This is a genomic window from Bradyrhizobium sp. SZCCT0231, assembly GCF_018130245.1.
GTDB lineage: Bacteria > Pseudomonadota > Alphaproteobacteria > Rhizobiales > Xanthobacteraceae > Bradyrhizobium > Bradyrhizobium japonicum_F.
Map to the genome: position 1 here is coordinate 63,951 of NZ_JAFCKP010000018.1, position 13,730 is coordinate 77,680.

Annotated in this window: 12 protein-coding genes; 5 read left to right on the forward strand and 7 right to left on the reverse strand. The window is 66.1% G+C overall.

The features are described from left to right. Window positions 1-242 precede the first annotated feature (242 nt). Window positions 243-1,748 carry a glycosyltransferase family 39 protein gene (locus JQ566_RS29470; RefSeq protein WP_212379020.1) on the forward strand — a complete coding sequence of 502 codons (1,506 nt, stop codon included), beginning with the start codon at window positions 243-245 and terminating at the stop codon, window positions 1,746-1,748. 245 nt (window positions 1,749-1,993) lie between these two features. Here the strand turns inward: JQ566_RS29470 and JQ566_RS29475 are convergent, their stop codons facing one another. Beyond that, complete coding sequence (locus JQ566_RS29475; protein ID WP_212378946.1) at window positions 1,994-3,022, reverse strand: YcjF family protein; 1,029 nt, start codon at window positions 3,020-3,022, stop codon at window positions 1,994-1,996. After that, window positions 3,019-4,488, reverse strand: a complete 1,470-nt coding sequence (locus tag JQ566_RS29480; RefSeq protein ID WP_212378948.1) for a YcjX family GTP-binding protein — start codon at window positions 4,486-4,488, stop codon at window positions 3,019-3,021. The genes JQ566_RS29475 and JQ566_RS29480 overlap by 4 nt, the downstream gene beginning before the upstream one ends. 186 nt (window positions 4,489-4,674) lie before the next feature. On the opposite strand from JQ566_RS29480, the gene trhA reads away from it, so the two are divergent. Then, window positions 4,675-5,370 (forward strand): PAQR family membrane homeostasis protein TrhA, encoded by a 696-nt coding sequence (gene trhA, locus JQ566_RS29485; RefSeq protein ID WP_212378950.1) that lies wholly within the window; start codon window positions 4,675-4,677, stop codon window positions 5,368-5,370. Window positions 5,371-5,445: 75 nt separating this feature from the next. Then, window positions 5,446-6,240: an SDR family oxidoreductase gene (locus JQ566_RS29490; protein ID WP_212378952.1), complete on the forward strand. Its 795-nt coding sequence runs from the start codon at window positions 5,446-5,448 to the stop codon at window positions 6,238-6,240. Window positions 6,241-6,430: 190 nt separating this feature from the next. Here JQ566_RS29490 and JQ566_RS29495 read toward each other — a convergent pair whose 3' ends face one another. Then, entirely contained in the window at window positions 6,431-6,892 is a 462-nt protein-coding gene (locus JQ566_RS29495; RefSeq protein ID WP_212378954.1) for a MarR family winged helix-turn-helix transcriptional regulator, read from the reverse strand. 77 nt (window positions 6,893-6,969) lie between these two features. Between JQ566_RS29495 and JQ566_RS29500 the strand changes: the two genes are divergently transcribed. Further along, window positions 6,970-7,746: an SDR family NAD(P)-dependent oxidoreductase gene (locus JQ566_RS29500; RefSeq protein ID WP_212378956.1), complete on the forward strand. Its 777-nt coding sequence runs from the start codon at window positions 6,970-6,972 to the stop codon at window positions 7,744-7,746. Between the two features lie 18 nt (window positions 7,747-7,764). Here the strand turns inward: JQ566_RS29500 and mdlC are convergent, their stop codons facing one another. The 4 genes from mdlC to JQ566_RS29520 all read right to left on the reverse strand — a co-directional run bounded on the left by mdlC (window position 7,765) and on the right by JQ566_RS29520 (window position 12,664). Continuing rightward, window positions 7,765-9,387 (reverse strand): benzoylformate decarboxylase, encoded by a 1,623-nt coding sequence (gene mdlC / locus JQ566_RS29505; protein ID WP_212378958.1) that lies wholly within the window; start codon window positions 9,385-9,387, stop codon window positions 7,765-7,767. A gap of 133 nt (window positions 9,388-9,520) precedes the next feature. Beyond that, entirely contained in the window at window positions 9,521-10,369 is an 849-nt protein-coding gene (locus JQ566_RS29510; protein WP_212378960.1) for an HTD2 family dehydratase, read from the reverse strand. Window positions 10,370-10,384: 15 nt separating this feature from the next. Further along, entirely contained in the window at window positions 10,385-11,485 is a 1,101-nt protein-coding gene (locus JQ566_RS29515) for a CaiB/BaiF CoA transferase family protein (RefSeq protein WP_212378962.1), read from the reverse strand. Window positions 11,486-11,494: 9 nt separating this feature from the next. Beyond that, the gene (locus JQ566_RS29520; RefSeq protein ID WP_212378964.1) at window positions 11,495-12,664 is read right to left on the reverse strand and encodes an acyl-CoA dehydrogenase family protein; all 1,170 of its coding nucleotides are present in this window, start codon (window positions 12,662-12,664) and stop codon (window positions 11,495-11,497) included. A gap of 125 nt (window positions 12,665-12,789) precedes the next feature. On the opposite strand from JQ566_RS29520, the gene JQ566_RS29525 reads away from it, so the two are divergent. Next, window positions 12,790-13,710 carry a LysR substrate-binding domain-containing protein gene (locus JQ566_RS29525; protein ID WP_212378966.1) on the forward strand — a complete coding sequence of 307 codons (921 nt, stop codon included), beginning with the start codon at window positions 12,790-12,792 and terminating at the stop codon, window positions 13,708-13,710. The last annotated feature ends 20 nt before the right edge of the window (window positions 13,711-13,730 follow it).

Here is a 13,730-nt window from a genome sequence, read left to right on the forward strand (position 1 = left end):
GTCCTCGCCAAACCCCTTCCTGTGGCTATGGGTCCCGGATCTGCGCTCCGCTCTAGACAACGCTACGCGTTGTCCAGAGCTGCGCTTGTCCGGGACGACTCGGGGGGAGGGCTTGCCCCACATTGACTCCCCCTCTCAAGTCGGGGAAAAGCGCGGCCGTGACGATCGCTCCCGACATCTCTGCGAAGCCGGACGGCGCCGAACGCCGTCTCATCCTCGTTGCCGCAGCGATCATCGCCGCGATGACGCTGCTGCGCAACGTCTATGCCTCCGCGATCGAGCTGCGCACGGACGAAGCCTATTACTGGACCTGGTCGAAGGAGGCCGCGCTCAGCTTCCTCGATCATCCACCCATGATCGCCTGGCTGATCCGTTTTGGAACCGCGATCTTCGGCGACACCAATCTCGGCGTTCGCTTCGGCGGCATCGTCGCGATGCTGGTGACGCAGCTGCTGCTTGCCGACATCGTCCGCCGCCTCACCCATGATGCGCGCGCCATCATGTTCGCGGTGCTGATGCCGGAGGCTGCGCTCTATTACGGCCTGTTGATGGCCAAGGTCGCGCCCGATGTCGCCATCATCCCCTTCGCGGTGGCGATGGTATGGTCGCTGGTGCGGCTCGCACAGGGCGGCGACGGCCGGTGGTGGCTCGCGGCCGGCCTGTTCGCAGGCCTCTCGATGCTGTCGAAATTCACCGCGATCATGTTCGCGCCGGCGGTCGCCGCCTTTCTGCTGGTGCCGGACTGGCGCTGGCGCTGGCTGCGGAGCCCTTACCCTTATCTCGCCGTGCTGCTCGCGATAACAGCGTTCTCACCGGTGCTGATCTGGAACGCGCAGCACGACTGGGCCTCGTTCCGATTCCAGGGCGTGCGCGCCACCGCCAATTACGGCATCTCGCTGCGTACGGTCGGCGACTACATCGGCCTGCAATTCGGCCTGGTCGGCTTCGTCATGCTGCCGGTGGTGCTGACGGGCCTGGTGCTGACGGCGTGGCGTGGCTATCGCACGCGCGAGCCGGTCGCGATCCTGCTGTCGACCGCCGTGCTGGTGCCGTTTCTGTATTTCTTCTTCAAGTCGCTGACGCTTCGGGTCGGCGACACCTGGCCGATGTTCATGTGGCCGGTGGGCTTTGCGGCCGCCGCGGTGAACCTCGCCACGATGACGAAAGAGGGATGGTCGGCCCGAATGCTCAGATCATCGCTGTTCTGGGCCAACACGGCGATCGTCTCGGGCATCGCCTTCGTCGTCATCGTGTTCCTCTACTACGTCGCTGCGCCCTGGAATCTGCTCGGCAAGATCGATCCGATCGGCGCGGAAGCCGGCTACGAGCAGGTCGCCGCGCGCGCGCAGGCTGCTCTCGACGAGACCGGCGCGACCTGGATCGCGACCACCGACTATCGCACCTACGCCATGATGCGCTGGCTGTTCCGGGGCCGCGTGCCGGTCATCGAGATCAACGAGCGCGGCCGCTTCCAGGATTTCCGCGATCCCGGCATGGACAAGATCAGGGGGCATGCGGGGATTTACGTCGGACGTGAGCCGGACAGCCGTTCGTCGCTGTGGGAGAACATCCCCGCCAAGCGCGAGCCGCTCGGCGAGGTCGAGCGCCGCTGGCGCGGCGTTCTGACGGACACCTATGTAATTGAAAAGCTCACCGGCTGGACCCCGGAGCTGTCCCCGCCGAAGGACTCGCCGCTGTTCCAGTGGAAGGTGCTGGCGGGAGAATTCGAGAAGCGATCGCCCGCCTAGCGCGCCTTCTCTTACCCTCCCCTGGAGGGGTCCGGGACGAGCGTAGCTCGCCCGTGGTCGATCGCGCGCAGCGCGAGCGGGGTGGGGTGATCTCTCCAAGCAGGCAGTATCGTAGGGGGGGCAAAGCGAAGCGTGCCCACCGCTTTTGTTGTGATGTTGGATCGATGGTGGGCACGGCGCAAGTGCGCCTTTGCCCACCCTACGATTCCGGTCTCGCGGAGAGAGCCTCCTCACCCGTCTTGCCGCTACTCCTCCTCATCCTTCTTCCGCAGCAGATCCGTTGCCAGATCCGACAGCTTCGGCGGCGGCAGCGCTGCGAACGGCAGCGGCCTCGTCACGTCGATTGCGGCCAATCCCAGCCGCGCCGTCAGCAGCCCGTTCAGCACGCCTTCGCCCAATCGCTGCGACAGCTTCGCCGCAATGCCGTGGCCGAGCATCTGCTGCACCAGGCTGTCGCTCGCGGCCATGCCGCCGGTGATGGCGAGATGGGCGATGACGTGGCGGAGCAGGCGGATCATGCCGAGTGCACCGGGACGGCCGCCATAGAGATAGGCGAGCTGGCGGATCAGGCGCAGCGCGGCGACGAACACGAACAGCACGTCGATCGCCGCGCGGGGCGAGACCGCGGTGACGATCGAGACCTTTTGCGCCGCTGACGACACCAGCCGCCGCGCTTCCGCGTCCAGCGGCGACATCAGCTCGCGCTCGGCGAGCCGGATCATGTCGGCGCCGTCGATGATCTCGCCGGCATGGCTTTCCAGCGTGGCGCGGGCGCGCGCCAGCTGCGGGTTCTGATGCGCGATCTTGAGCAGGTCCTGCACGATGACGCGGCTCTCCTTGCGATCGTCATTGGCAAGCACCGCGGCCGCGCGCTGATGCAGCTTCTCGATCGTGGTGAGGCGCGCCAGGCCGAATGCCTCGCGCCCAATCACCACTGCGAGCGCCAGCGCGGTGACGGACGCGAAAGCGAGGCCGACGAAGCCGAGGCTTTCGCTGCGCGAAAACAGGTCCTCGATCAGATGGACCACGCCGAGTCCGACGCCGAGCAGCGTCAGCCCGGCGAGGCCTGACCAGAACAGCGTACCCCACGGGAAGCCGCGCCGCGCCGGACGCGCGGCCTCGATCGGCACCGGCAGCGCCATTGGATCTGGCTCCGGCGTGATCTGGATCGTGCCGCGACTGAGCCGTCCCGTTTCGTCGGCCTCCGTGACGACGACGCCGGGATCGTCGAGCCGGAACGTCGCCGGCCGCCGCTGCTGGGATCGGTCGTTCATGCGAGCTTGTCTCCGATCAGGAACTGCAAGGCACGGTCGAGGCGGATGTGTGGCAGCACGGGCTCGTCGTTACCCTCGCGCTCGAGCTTGGGCGGCCGGAAGCGCAGGAAGCGGAAATCGCTCTTCTCGGCGGCCGCCGTCGCGAGCCCGCGGAACGCATCCGCACCGTTGAACAGCGGCTCGGGATCGACGGGCAGATCGCCCGGGAAGGTCGCAACCTCCGTGTTGCCGTCGAAGAACTCGCCGCCAGCGCTTTCGCCCGCGACCGGCGTTCCCAGGATCGACGGCAATTTGTCGCGACCATGCGCCACCTGCGCTTCGCGCGTGGCGCGCACGGCGGCCAGCGCCACGACGTCGATCTCCGCGCCGGTATTTTCCGCGCGCGCAACGGCGCCCGAGACGGCGCGGCGCAGCACGGCCTCGAGACGGTCGTGGCTGGAATGATGCAGATGATCCGCCTTGGTCGCCGCGAACAGGATGCGGTCGATGCGCGGCCGGAACAGGCTGGAGAGCAACGTGCTGCGGCCGATGTTGAAGCAGTCGAGAATGCCGGCGAGTGCGGCTTCGAGATCGTGCAGCGCCTCGGGGCCGGAGTTGAACGCGGCGAGCGCATCGGCCAGCACGATCTGGCGATCGAGCCGCGCAAAATGATCGCGGAAGAACGGCCGCACCACGACGTCCTTGTAGGCCTCGAAGCGCCGCACCATCATCGCCCACAGCGATCCCTCCGGCGCCTGCCCGCCGGCGGGCAAATCGAGCGGCGCAAATGTCAGCGCCGGCGTATCGGCGAGATTGCCGGGCATCAGGAAGCGGCCGGGCGGCAACAGGCTCATCGCAAACCGCTCGTCGCGGCAGGCGCGAAGATAATCGGTGAAGAGCCTTGCGGCCGTCAGCGTCGCCTGCTCGTCCTCGCGCGCTTGGGGCTTGAGCGTTGCGAGATGGGTGTGCCACTCGGTCGCGAGATGCGCGCGCGGCGCCTCGCGCGACAGCGCCAGGCTCTCCGCCGACCATTGCTCGTAGCTTTTCTGGAGCAGCGGCAGGTCCAGCAGCCATTCGCCGGGATAGTCGACGATGTCGAGCGTCAGCATGCGGTCGGCGCCGTTCGGGCGCTGGTAGTCGATGACGAGCCTGAGCTCGCTGATGTCCACGGTCGAGTTCGGCCAGCGCCGCTCCTCGATCAATGCGCGCAGATGGCTTTCATAGGCAAAGCGCGGGACGGCATCGTCCGGCTGCGGCGCCAGATGCGCCCGCGCGATCCGGCCCGAGGCATAGGCCTCGAACACCGGAAACCGGCCGCCGCGCGTCAGCCCATGGATCAGCGCGGTGATGAATACGGTCTTACCGGCGCGCGACAAACCGGTGACACCAAGCCGCACCGTCGGGTTGAAGAAGTGCTCGCCATAGTCGATCAGGGCGCGCGCCGACAGCCGCGCCTCCTCGACCATATCCTGGAAACTGAATGCCATATGAACGTGAGGGGATCTCGGGCGAGGGATACGCAAAATGGATTAGTCACAAAAGTGGCAATTGCCTGAGGAAATTCAAGCTTTCATACTTCCACCGCCTTTGTCGGCAAATCAGCCTTTTGAACGACGCGCCGGTCCCGAAACACCCATACAAGAGGGCATTGCCTCTAGCCTTTGCGGATTGCCATGACCGTCTTCCAAATGAAACAGTTCGCGTCCAATTCCGTCCACGCCGCCGCCGACGCGATCGGCTGGAATTACGACCGCGCCGAGCTGATCGCTGACGGCATTATCCATGCGATCGGCGTGCTCTCCGGCATCATCGCCGCGACCGTGCTGGTGGTGCTGGCGGCGGTCTATGCCGACGCCACCGACATCGTCGGCGTCTCGATCTATGTCGCTGGCCTGCTCTCGATGCTGGTGCTGTCGGCGACCTATAATCTCTGGCCGGTGTCGCGGGCCAAATGGCTGCTGCGGCGGTTCGACCATTCCGCGATCTATCTGCTGATCGCCGCGACCTACACGCCGTTCATCCTGGAGGTGAAAGATTGCGTATTCGCGCTGGTGCTGCTCGCTGGCGTCTGGTGCGTGGCGATCCTTGGCATCGTGCTGAAGCTGCTCTATCCCGGCCGGTTCGACCGCGTCTCGGTCGGCATCTACCTCGCGATGGGCTGGAGCGGCATGATGCTCTACGACGCCGTGGTCAGGGCGTTGCCTGCGCTGGTGCTGGGCTTCATCCTTGCGGGCGGCCTGCTCTACAGCTTTGGCGTGATCTTCCACGCCTGGCGGCGGCTGCGCTTCCAGAATGCGATCTGGCACGGCTTTGTCTTGGCCGGCGCGGCATGCCATTATACCGCGGTGCTCGACCTTGTGTTGAGCTGACCAGGACCCGCGACGCGGAATGAGCGGCGCGGTATAAAGCGGTACAAGACGATACAAGACAAGAGGAGACGTCGCATGCAGGTGACCGGCAAGGTCGTGGTCGTCACGGGCGGCGCAAATGGCATCGGCAAGGCGCTGTGCGAGGCCTTTCACAATGCGGGCGCGGCCAAGGTCGTCGTCGCGGACATGGACGCCGCCAATGCGCGGGCGGTCGCCGCCATGGTCGACGGAGCGGCGTTCAAATGCGACGTCGCGCAGGAAAAGGACATCGCCCACGTCATCGAGGAGACCGAGCGACAGTTCGGCCCGATCGAGCTGTTCTGCTCCAACGCCGGCATCGGCGGCGGCTTCGATCCGATGTCGGAGAATGCCGGCGGCGCCTCGGATGAACCCTGGCAACGCAGCTGGGCGATCCACGTCATGGCGCATGTCTATGCGGCGCGGCATCTCGTCCCCCGCATGAGGGCGCGCGGCGGCGGCTATTTCCTCAACACCATCTCGGCCGCAGGCCTGCTGTCGCAGGTCGGCAGCCCGGCCTATTCGACGACGAAGCACGCCGCGGTCGGCTTTGCCGAAAGTCTCGCGATCTCGCACAAGGCCCACAACATAAAGGTCTCGATCCTTTGCCCGCAGGGCGTCGACACCAACATGCTGCGCTCGATCCCGAAGGGCCCGCAATCCGGCGACGGCGACCTGACGCCCGAGCAAGTGGCGAAAGACGTGCTCGCCGGTCTCGAGCAGGAAACCTTCCTGATCCTGCCGCACCCGCAGCTGCTCGGCTACATGCGCAAGAAGACCGAGAACTACGACCGCTGGATCGGCGGGATGGCCAAGATCCAGGCGAAGATGCGGGAAGAGTTCGGGAAGTGACCGTCGGGTCATCCCGGGGCGGTTGAAGCACATTTGCGCCAAACACTCGCTGTCGTCCCCGCGAAGGCGGGGACCCATAACCACAGGGAGACATTTGGCGAAGATTGGCAGTTGTTCGGTACTGATACCGGTGTCTAGCCGATAGATCACGCGGTATGGGTCCCCGCCTTCGCGGGGACGACAGCGGTGGTCAAGCAGCCGACTCCGCCTCGCTCTCCTCCCTGCTCTGCCTGAGCGCCCGCGCGTAGAGCATCATGCCCTCGCGCACCTTGCGCTGTTCCGCTTCCGTCAGAGCCGCCAGCGCACCGCGCACCTGCTGCCGGCCGAACGCATGCAGCGCTTCCAGCGTGCGGCGGCCCTTCGCCGTCAGCGACAACAGCTTGCTGCGTGCATCAAGCTCGTCCGGCGTCTCCCTGACCTCGCCGCAGTCGATCAGCTTGCGCACCAGGCGGCTGACGCTGGATTTCTCCAGCCGCAGGAAATCGCCGAGTTCGCCCGACGTCATGGGGCCGCGGATGCCGATCTCCAGGATCGTGTGCACCGCCGAGGGCGGATAGTCCGAGGCCGCCACCGTCGCGTCCATGAAGCCGAGCTCGCGCACCATCAGGCGTGAGGCGGCGCGGATGTCGTCGATCAGCGAAAGCTCGGCCACGTCTTGACTCCCGGCATATAGTTGTATCATACAACTATATGTGCGCAACGGCGCGCGCAAGCGTTTTGGAGTGGACGATGAGCGGAACCCTGCCAACCGGGACGCGGATGAAGGGCAAGGTCTGCCTGGTTACGGGCGGCGGCAGTGGCATCGGCCGTGCCACGGCGATAAGGATGGCGGCCGAAGGAGCCGAAGCGATTTTCGTCGCCGGCCGTCGCGAAGCCGAGATCGACGCCACCGCCATGGCCTGCCGCGAGCTCGGTGTGGAGGCCATCCCGGTCAGGACCGATATCACGCGGGAGGACGACGTCGCGCGCCTCGTCGGCACGGCGATCGAGCGCTGCGGCCGGCTCGACGTGGCCTTCAACAATGCCGGCTTCCAGGAGCGCCGCGCGCCGCTGGAGGAGCAGGGCACGGATATCTACGACAGCGTGTTCGACACCAATGTTCGCGCGCTGTTCTTGTGCCTGCGCCATCAATTGCCCGTTATGCTCGCGAAAGGCCGCGGCAGCATCGTCGTCAACGCCTCAGTCAGCGGCGTGCGCAATCCCAATCCCGGCTTCTCGCTCTACTCGGCCTCGAAGGCCGCCGCGATCTCGCTGACGCGCTCGGTGGCGCTGGAGAACGCTCCGCGCGGCATCCGCATCAACGCCGTCGCGCCCGGCCGCGTCGTCACCGACATGATGCTGCGCGCCGGTGTCGGCGACGTCGCAACCGTCAGCGCAGGCCTGCCGCTACGGCGGATGGGGAGCCCGGAGGAGGTCGCGGAGGCGGTGGTGTGGCTCTCGTCCGACGCGTCGTCCTATGTCGTCGGGCATGTGCTGGCCGCGGACGGCGGATTCTTGGCGTCGTAGCTACGGGCTACGGCAGCGTCAATGCTTCTGCCCGTACAGCACCGGCACCGCCGAATCCACGACGACCTCCACCAGGCTCGTGCCGTCGAACGCCATCCCGCGCTTCAGCGCATCGCCCAGCTCCGCCGCCTTGCTCACCCGCACCGCATGGCAGCCCATGCCTTCGGCGAGGCGGACGAAATCGATGCCCGGCAGCTCCAACCCGGGCACGTTCCTCACCTGCATCACCTGACTGAACGAGCGCATCGCGCCGTAGCCGGAATTGTTGACGACGACGACGGTGAGCGGCAGCTTGCGCTGCGCGGCGGTCCACAGCGCCTGGATCGAATACATCGCCGAGCCGTCGCCGATCAGGCACACGGTGCGCTGCTTCGGCTTGCCGAGTGCCATGCCGACGGCGGCGGGCAGAGAGTAGCCGAGGCCGCCGCTCGCCATGGTGTAGAAACTGTCCTGGCCGCGCATCGGCAGGAATTTTTGCATCGCCGGCCGGTGCGAGGGCACTTCCTCGACGAGTGACGCGCCATCCGGCATCGCCTGCGACAGCGAATGCAGCAGAAATTCGACCGGCAGCGGATCGGCGGCCTGCGGCGCCGGCGGCAGCGTGCGGCCTTTTGGCGTTGCGCGCTTGCTCTCCGGCAGCAGGTCGAGCAGCAGGCTCAGCGCCGACGTCATCGTCGCGATGATGCTGGTGCCGACGGGCGTCACCGCCGCTGCATCCGGATCGTCGGTGATCTGGAAGATGGTCGTGCCGCCATCGAAGATCGCGGCGTGACCCTCGACATGGAAGGTGAACACCGGCGCACCGATAACGACGACAAGGTCGTGCTCGCGCAGCGCATCGGAGAGCTGCGCCGGCGAAGCGTGCAGGAAGCCCGCAAATTGCGGATGCCGCTCGGGGAACGAGCAGCGCGCCGAGAACGGGCTGACCCAGACGCTGGCCTTGGCTTTCTCGGCCACGCGCACCATCAAATCGACCGCACCGGCGCGGTCGATGCCGGGCCCGACGACGAGGGCAGGGTGCTTGCTCGACATCAGCGCCTTCACCAGCGCCCCCATCGCGTCAGGTTCGGGACCGATCTCCCGGCTGACCTTGCGCGCTTCGACCGGCGCACAGGCATGCGTCCAGTCGTCGATCGGGATCGACACGAAGGTCGGCCCGCAGGGCGGCTGCATCGCGGTGTAATAGGCGCGCGCGATCGCGGCGGGCACATCCTCGGCCCGCGCCGGCTCGACGCTGTATTTGACGTAAGGTCGCGGAAACTCCGACGCGCGCTCGGCATAGAGGAACGCCTGCAAGGGAAGGATCGAGCGCGCCTGCTGGCCCGCGGTGATCACGAGCGGGGTCTGGTTGCGGTGCGCGGTGTAGATGTTGCCGAGCGCGTTGCCGACGCCGGCGGCCGAATGCAGATTGACGAAACCGGCATTGCGCGTCGCTTGGGCGTAGCCGTCAGCCATACCGACCGCGCTGGCCTCCTGCAGCGCCAGCACGTAGTCGATGTCGTCGGGCCAGTCGCTCAGGAACGGCAGCTCGGTCGAGCCAGGATTGCCGAACACTTTTGTGATGCCGAAGGCGCGCAGCAGGTCGAGCGTCGCCTGCTTCACGGTGACGGACTTGCTGCCGGTCTTGCCGTTCTTGGCCATGGTTTCCGTCCCTGTGCTTATTATAGCCGTCGTTCCGGAGCGCGAAGCGAACCCGGAATCTCGAGATTCTCAGGTGCGCAATTGCGCACCATAGTCCGGTCCTACGGACCGTCCCGGAATGACGGTATATCTATCACCACACCGCCGTGCCCTTCATCGTCGGCTGTCCCTCGGCATTCGCGGTCCACAGCTCCATGCTCTCGCCGCTGTCGTTGGCGTTGACCGAAAATTCCGTGCCCTCGAACAGCGGCTGCAGACCGCGATAGGTAAATTTCTTCGGCGCCTTGCCGCCGCGCAGCTTGGCCGCCATCTCGATGATCAGTGCCGCCTGTAGCGGCCCGTGGAAGATCAGGCCCGGATAACCCTCGACCTCAGTGACATAGTCGCGGTCGTAATGGATGCGGTGGCCGTTGAAGGTCAGCGCGGAATAGCGGAACAGCAGCACGGGATCGGAGACATGGCTCTCGCGATGTTGTGCCTTCGGCGGCGGGAGCGGGGCCTTGCCGCCGGGCGCGCTGCTCGTCATCTCGCGATAGACGATGTCCTGCCGCTCGCGGATGGCGGTGCCGCGCGGTGACGAGATGCTGTGCTCGACCGAGACGAAGCACAGCGTGCCGGTCGATCCCGTCTTCACCTGCACATCGGCAATGCGCGAGGTCCGCGTCGATTCATCGCCGACGCGAAGCGGCTGCAGGAATTCGATCTCGCCGCCGGCCCACATCCGGCGCGGCAGTGGCACCGGCGGCAGGAAGCCGCCGCGGGTCGGGTGGCCGTCGGGCCCTAGCATCGACATCGGAAACACCGGCTGCGCCAGGCACCAGTGCACCGTGAACGGCGCGGCATCGCCCGCCTTGGGCTCGCCGACCTCCTGGAACAGCGTCGCGCGCAGGCCTTTGACGAGCTGCGCGGTGACGATGTCGGTGGCCTCCGTGCTGCGGCCGATCCATTGCCTGAGATGATCGATGTCGAGCTTCTCGGTCATGACGCCTCGCTCTCGTTATTTGGACTGGGGCTTTTCGCCGATGGCGGGCACCGGGCCGTAAGTGCGCGTCTCGCCGACAATGATCGGCGCCGGTGCGGGATAGCTGACGCGTCCCTGCGGCGTGTCGACCTCGATGCGGCGCAGATGCGGATGGTTGGTGAGGTCGGCCATGGTGTTGACCTCGGCAAAGGCGATGTCCGCGTCGGACAGGCGCTTGAGCAGCTCATCGCGCGTCATCCTGCCGAAGATATCGGCAACGGTCTTGTCGGTGAAGTCGCGGTTGCGCACCCGCTCGACCATGTTGGCGACGCGCGGGTCGGCCGGCAGGTCCGGCTGGTCCAGCACTTTGACGCAGAGAGTCTTCCACTCACGCTCGCTTTGGATCGAGATCAGGATGTCCTTGCCGTCCTTGGAGGTGAACACGCCATAGGGCGCGATCGAGGGATGGCGCAGGCCCATGCGCTTGGGCGGATTGCCGGCCTCGGCATTGAGCAGCGGCACGGTGCACCAGTCTGCCATCACATCGAACATGGAGATGCGGATGTCGGCGCCCTTGCCGGTGCGCCCGCGCGCGATCAGCGCTTCCAGGATCGCCGCATGCGCGGTCGCGCCGGTCGCAACGTCGACGATCGACATGCCGACGCGCGAGGCGCCATCGGGATTGCCGGTGATCGAGGCGAGGCCGCTCTCGGCCTGGATCAGCAGGTCGTAGGCCTTGCGATGCGCATAGGGGCCCTCGTCGCCGTAGCCGGTGATGGTGCACGAGATCAGCTTCGGATAGTCCTTCAAGAGCCGCTCACGGGAAAAGCCGAGCTTGTCCATCGAGCCCGGCTTGAGGTTCTGGATCAGCACGTCGGCGCTGGCGATCAGCTTTTCCAGCTCGGCGCGGCCTTCCTTCGTCGTGAGATCGACCACGGCGGATTGCTTGCCGCGGTTGAGCCACACGAAATAGCTGCTCTGGCCCTTGGCCGCCGCGTCATAGCCGCGGGCGAAATCGCCCTCAGGCCGCTCGATCTTGATCACCTCGGCGCCGGCATCCGCCAGGCGCGAGGAGCAGAACGGCGCCGCCACCGCCTGCTCGACCGCAATCACCCTGATCCCGTCAAGTGCGCCCATGATCGGACCTCAGTACGAGCGCGGCATGCCGAGCACGTGCTCGGCAACGTAGGACAGCACGAGGTTGGTCGAGATCGGCGCCACCTGGTAGAGCCGCGTCTCGCGGAATTTGCGCTCGACGTCGTATTCCTCGGCGAAGCCGAAGCCGCCATGGGTCTGGATGCAGGCGTTCGCCGCCTCCCAGGACGCGTCCGCCGCCAGCATCTTGGCCATGTTGGCCTCCGCGCCGCAGTCGAGCCCGGCCTCGTATTTGCGTGTCGCTTCCTTGACCATCAATTCGGCCGCGCGCATCGCGGCGTAAGCCTTGGCGATCGGGAACTGGATGCCCTGGTTCTGGCCGATCGGCCGGCCGAACACGCTGCGCTCCTTGGCGTAGTTCGTGGCCTTGGCGATGAACCATTTGGCGTCGCCGACGCATTCGGCGGCGATCAAAATGCGCTCCGCATTCATGCCCGAGAGGATGTAGCGGAAACCCTTGCCTTCCTCGCCGATCAAATTCTCCGCTGGCACCTTCATGTCGGTGAAGAACACTTCGGTGGTGGCGTGGTTCATCATGGTGCGGATCGGGCGGATCTCCAGGCCCTTGCCCTTGGCCTCGCGCATGTCGACGATGAACACCGAGAGACCATCGGTGCGCTTCTTGACCTGCTCCTTCGGCGTGGTGCGCGCCAAGAGGATCATCAGGTCGGAATGCTCGGCGCGGCTGGTCCAGATCTTCTGGCCGTTGACGATGTAGCTGTCGTTGCCTTCCTTGCGCGCGAAGGTTTTCAGCGATGAGGTGTCGGTGCCGCTGGTCGGCTCGGTGACGCCGAAGGCCTGCAAGCGCAATTCGCCGCTCGCGATCTTCGGCAGATATTTTGCCTTCTGCTCGGCATTGCCGTGCCGCAGCACGGTGCCCATCGTGTACATCTGGGCGTGGCAGCCGCCGCCATTGCAGCCCGCGCGCTGGATCTCTTCCAGGATCGCGGCGGCGGCGGAAAGCTTCAGGCCCGCGCCGCCATACTCTTCCGGGATCAGCACCGAAAGATAGCCGGCCTGCGTCAGCGCGTCGACAAAGGCCGTCGGGTAAGCCATCTCGCGATCGAGCTTGCGCCAGTATTCGCCGGGGAACTGCGCGCAGAGCTTTGCGACAGCCTCGCGAATATCGGCGTAATCTTCGGTGTGATGGTCTTGACTCATGGCGTTTCCCGTATCTAGCGGCAGTTAAGATAACGCCGGCCGATCCCCTGGCGTTGTGAAAACATCGCCAGCCCCCTATGCTCATTTGTTATAGCGTATGGAGTAGCCTTCCAGGATTGGCAAGCATGGATTTCCGGCAGCTCAGGACCTTCAGTTGCGTGGCGGAGCTTGGCAGCCTGTCCAAGGCCTCCGACACGCTGCGCGTGGCGCAGCCGGCGCTCTCCAGGCAGATCAAGCTGCTGGAACACGAGCTGCGCACCGATCTGTTCACCCGCAACGGCCGCGGCATGGTGCTGACCGAGGCCGGGCGCCTGCTGCTCGCGCGCACCTCCGGCATCGTGCGGCAGATCGACCAGATCCGCGACGACATCCAGTCGGCCAAGGGCCCGCCGTCCGGGCAGGTCGTGCTCGGCCTGGTTCCGACCGTGAGCTGCGTGCTGTCGGCGCGCTTTGCGCGGCGCTGCGTCGAAAAATTTCCCGGCATCTCGCTGCGCATCGTCGAGAGCTACAGCGGCCATCTCGTCGAATGGCTGCATCGCGGCGAGATGGACCTCGCCATTCTCTACGGCCGCTCGGCCGATCTGCATCTCAACGTGCAGAGCCTCGGGCGCGACAACATCGTCGCGGTCGGCCCGCGCGGCTGCGGCCTGGCGCGCAAGAAGAGCGTCGACATCGGCTGGCTGCTCCGCCAGCGCCTGGTGCTGCCCTCTCATTCCCACGGCCTCCGCGCGCTGATCGAGCACGCCGCCGCCCAGCGCAAGATCAAGCTCGACGTCCAGCTCGAGGCGGATTCCTTCCGCGTGCTGACCAGCCTCGTCGAGGAGGGCCTCGGCTTCGCTCTGCTGCCGCCGTCGTCGGTCCACGGCGAGGTCGCCGACGGACGGCTGGAAACCGCGCCCGTATCCAAGCCGATGACGCGCGAGCTCATCTTTGCCTCTCCGATCGATCGCCCGGCCTCGACGGCCTCGCTCGCCATCACTGCGCTGTTGCGCGAGGAGGTCGCCGCCTGCCGCAAGGAAGGTGTGTGGGACATCAAATTGAGTTAGATGGCGTGTCGTAGAACAGT

Bases quoted from the DNA above. Each gene is read 5' to 3' on its own strand.
- mdlC (WP_212378958.1), bottom strand. From the start codon at position 9,387: ATGGCCAAGAACGGCAAGACCGGCAGCAAGTCCGTCACCGTGAAGCAG.
- trhA (WP_212378950.1), top strand. From the start codon at position 4,675: ATGACCGTCTTCCAAATGAAACAGTTCGCGTCCAATTCCGTCCACGCC.
- JQ566_RS29520 (WP_212378964.1), bottom strand. From the start codon at position 12,664: ATGAGTCAAGACCATCACACCGAAGATTACGCCGATATTCGCGAGGCT.
- JQ566_RS29500 (WP_212378956.1), top strand. From the start codon at position 6,970: ATGAGCGGAACCCTGCCAACCGGGACGCGGATGAAGGGCAAGGTCTGC.
- JQ566_RS29475 (WP_212378946.1), bottom strand. From the start codon at position 3,022: ATGAACGACCGATCCCAGCAGCGGCGGCCGGCGACGTTCCGGCTCGAC.
- JQ566_RS29480 (WP_212378948.1), bottom strand. From the start codon at position 4,488: ATGGCATTCAGTTTCCAGGATATGGTCGAGGAGGCGCGGCTGTCGGCG.
- JQ566_RS29470 (WP_212379020.1), top strand. From the start codon at position 243: ATGACGCTGCTGCGCAACGTCTATGCCTCCGCGATCGAGCTGCGCACG.
- JQ566_RS29510 (WP_212378960.1), bottom strand. From the start codon at position 10,369: ATGACCGAGAAGCTCGACATCGATCATCTCAGGCAATGGATCGGCCGC.
- JQ566_RS29525 (WP_212378966.1), top strand. From the start codon at position 12,790: ATGGATTTCCGGCAGCTCAGGACCTTCAGTTGCGTGGCGGAGCTTGGC.
- JQ566_RS29490 (WP_212378952.1), top strand. From the start codon at position 5,446: ATGCAGGTGACCGGCAAGGTCGTGGTCGTCACGGGCGGCGCAAATGGC.
- JQ566_RS29515 (WP_212378962.1), bottom strand. From the start codon at position 11,485: ATGGGCGCACTTGACGGGATCAGGGTGATTGCGGTCGAGCAGGCGGTG.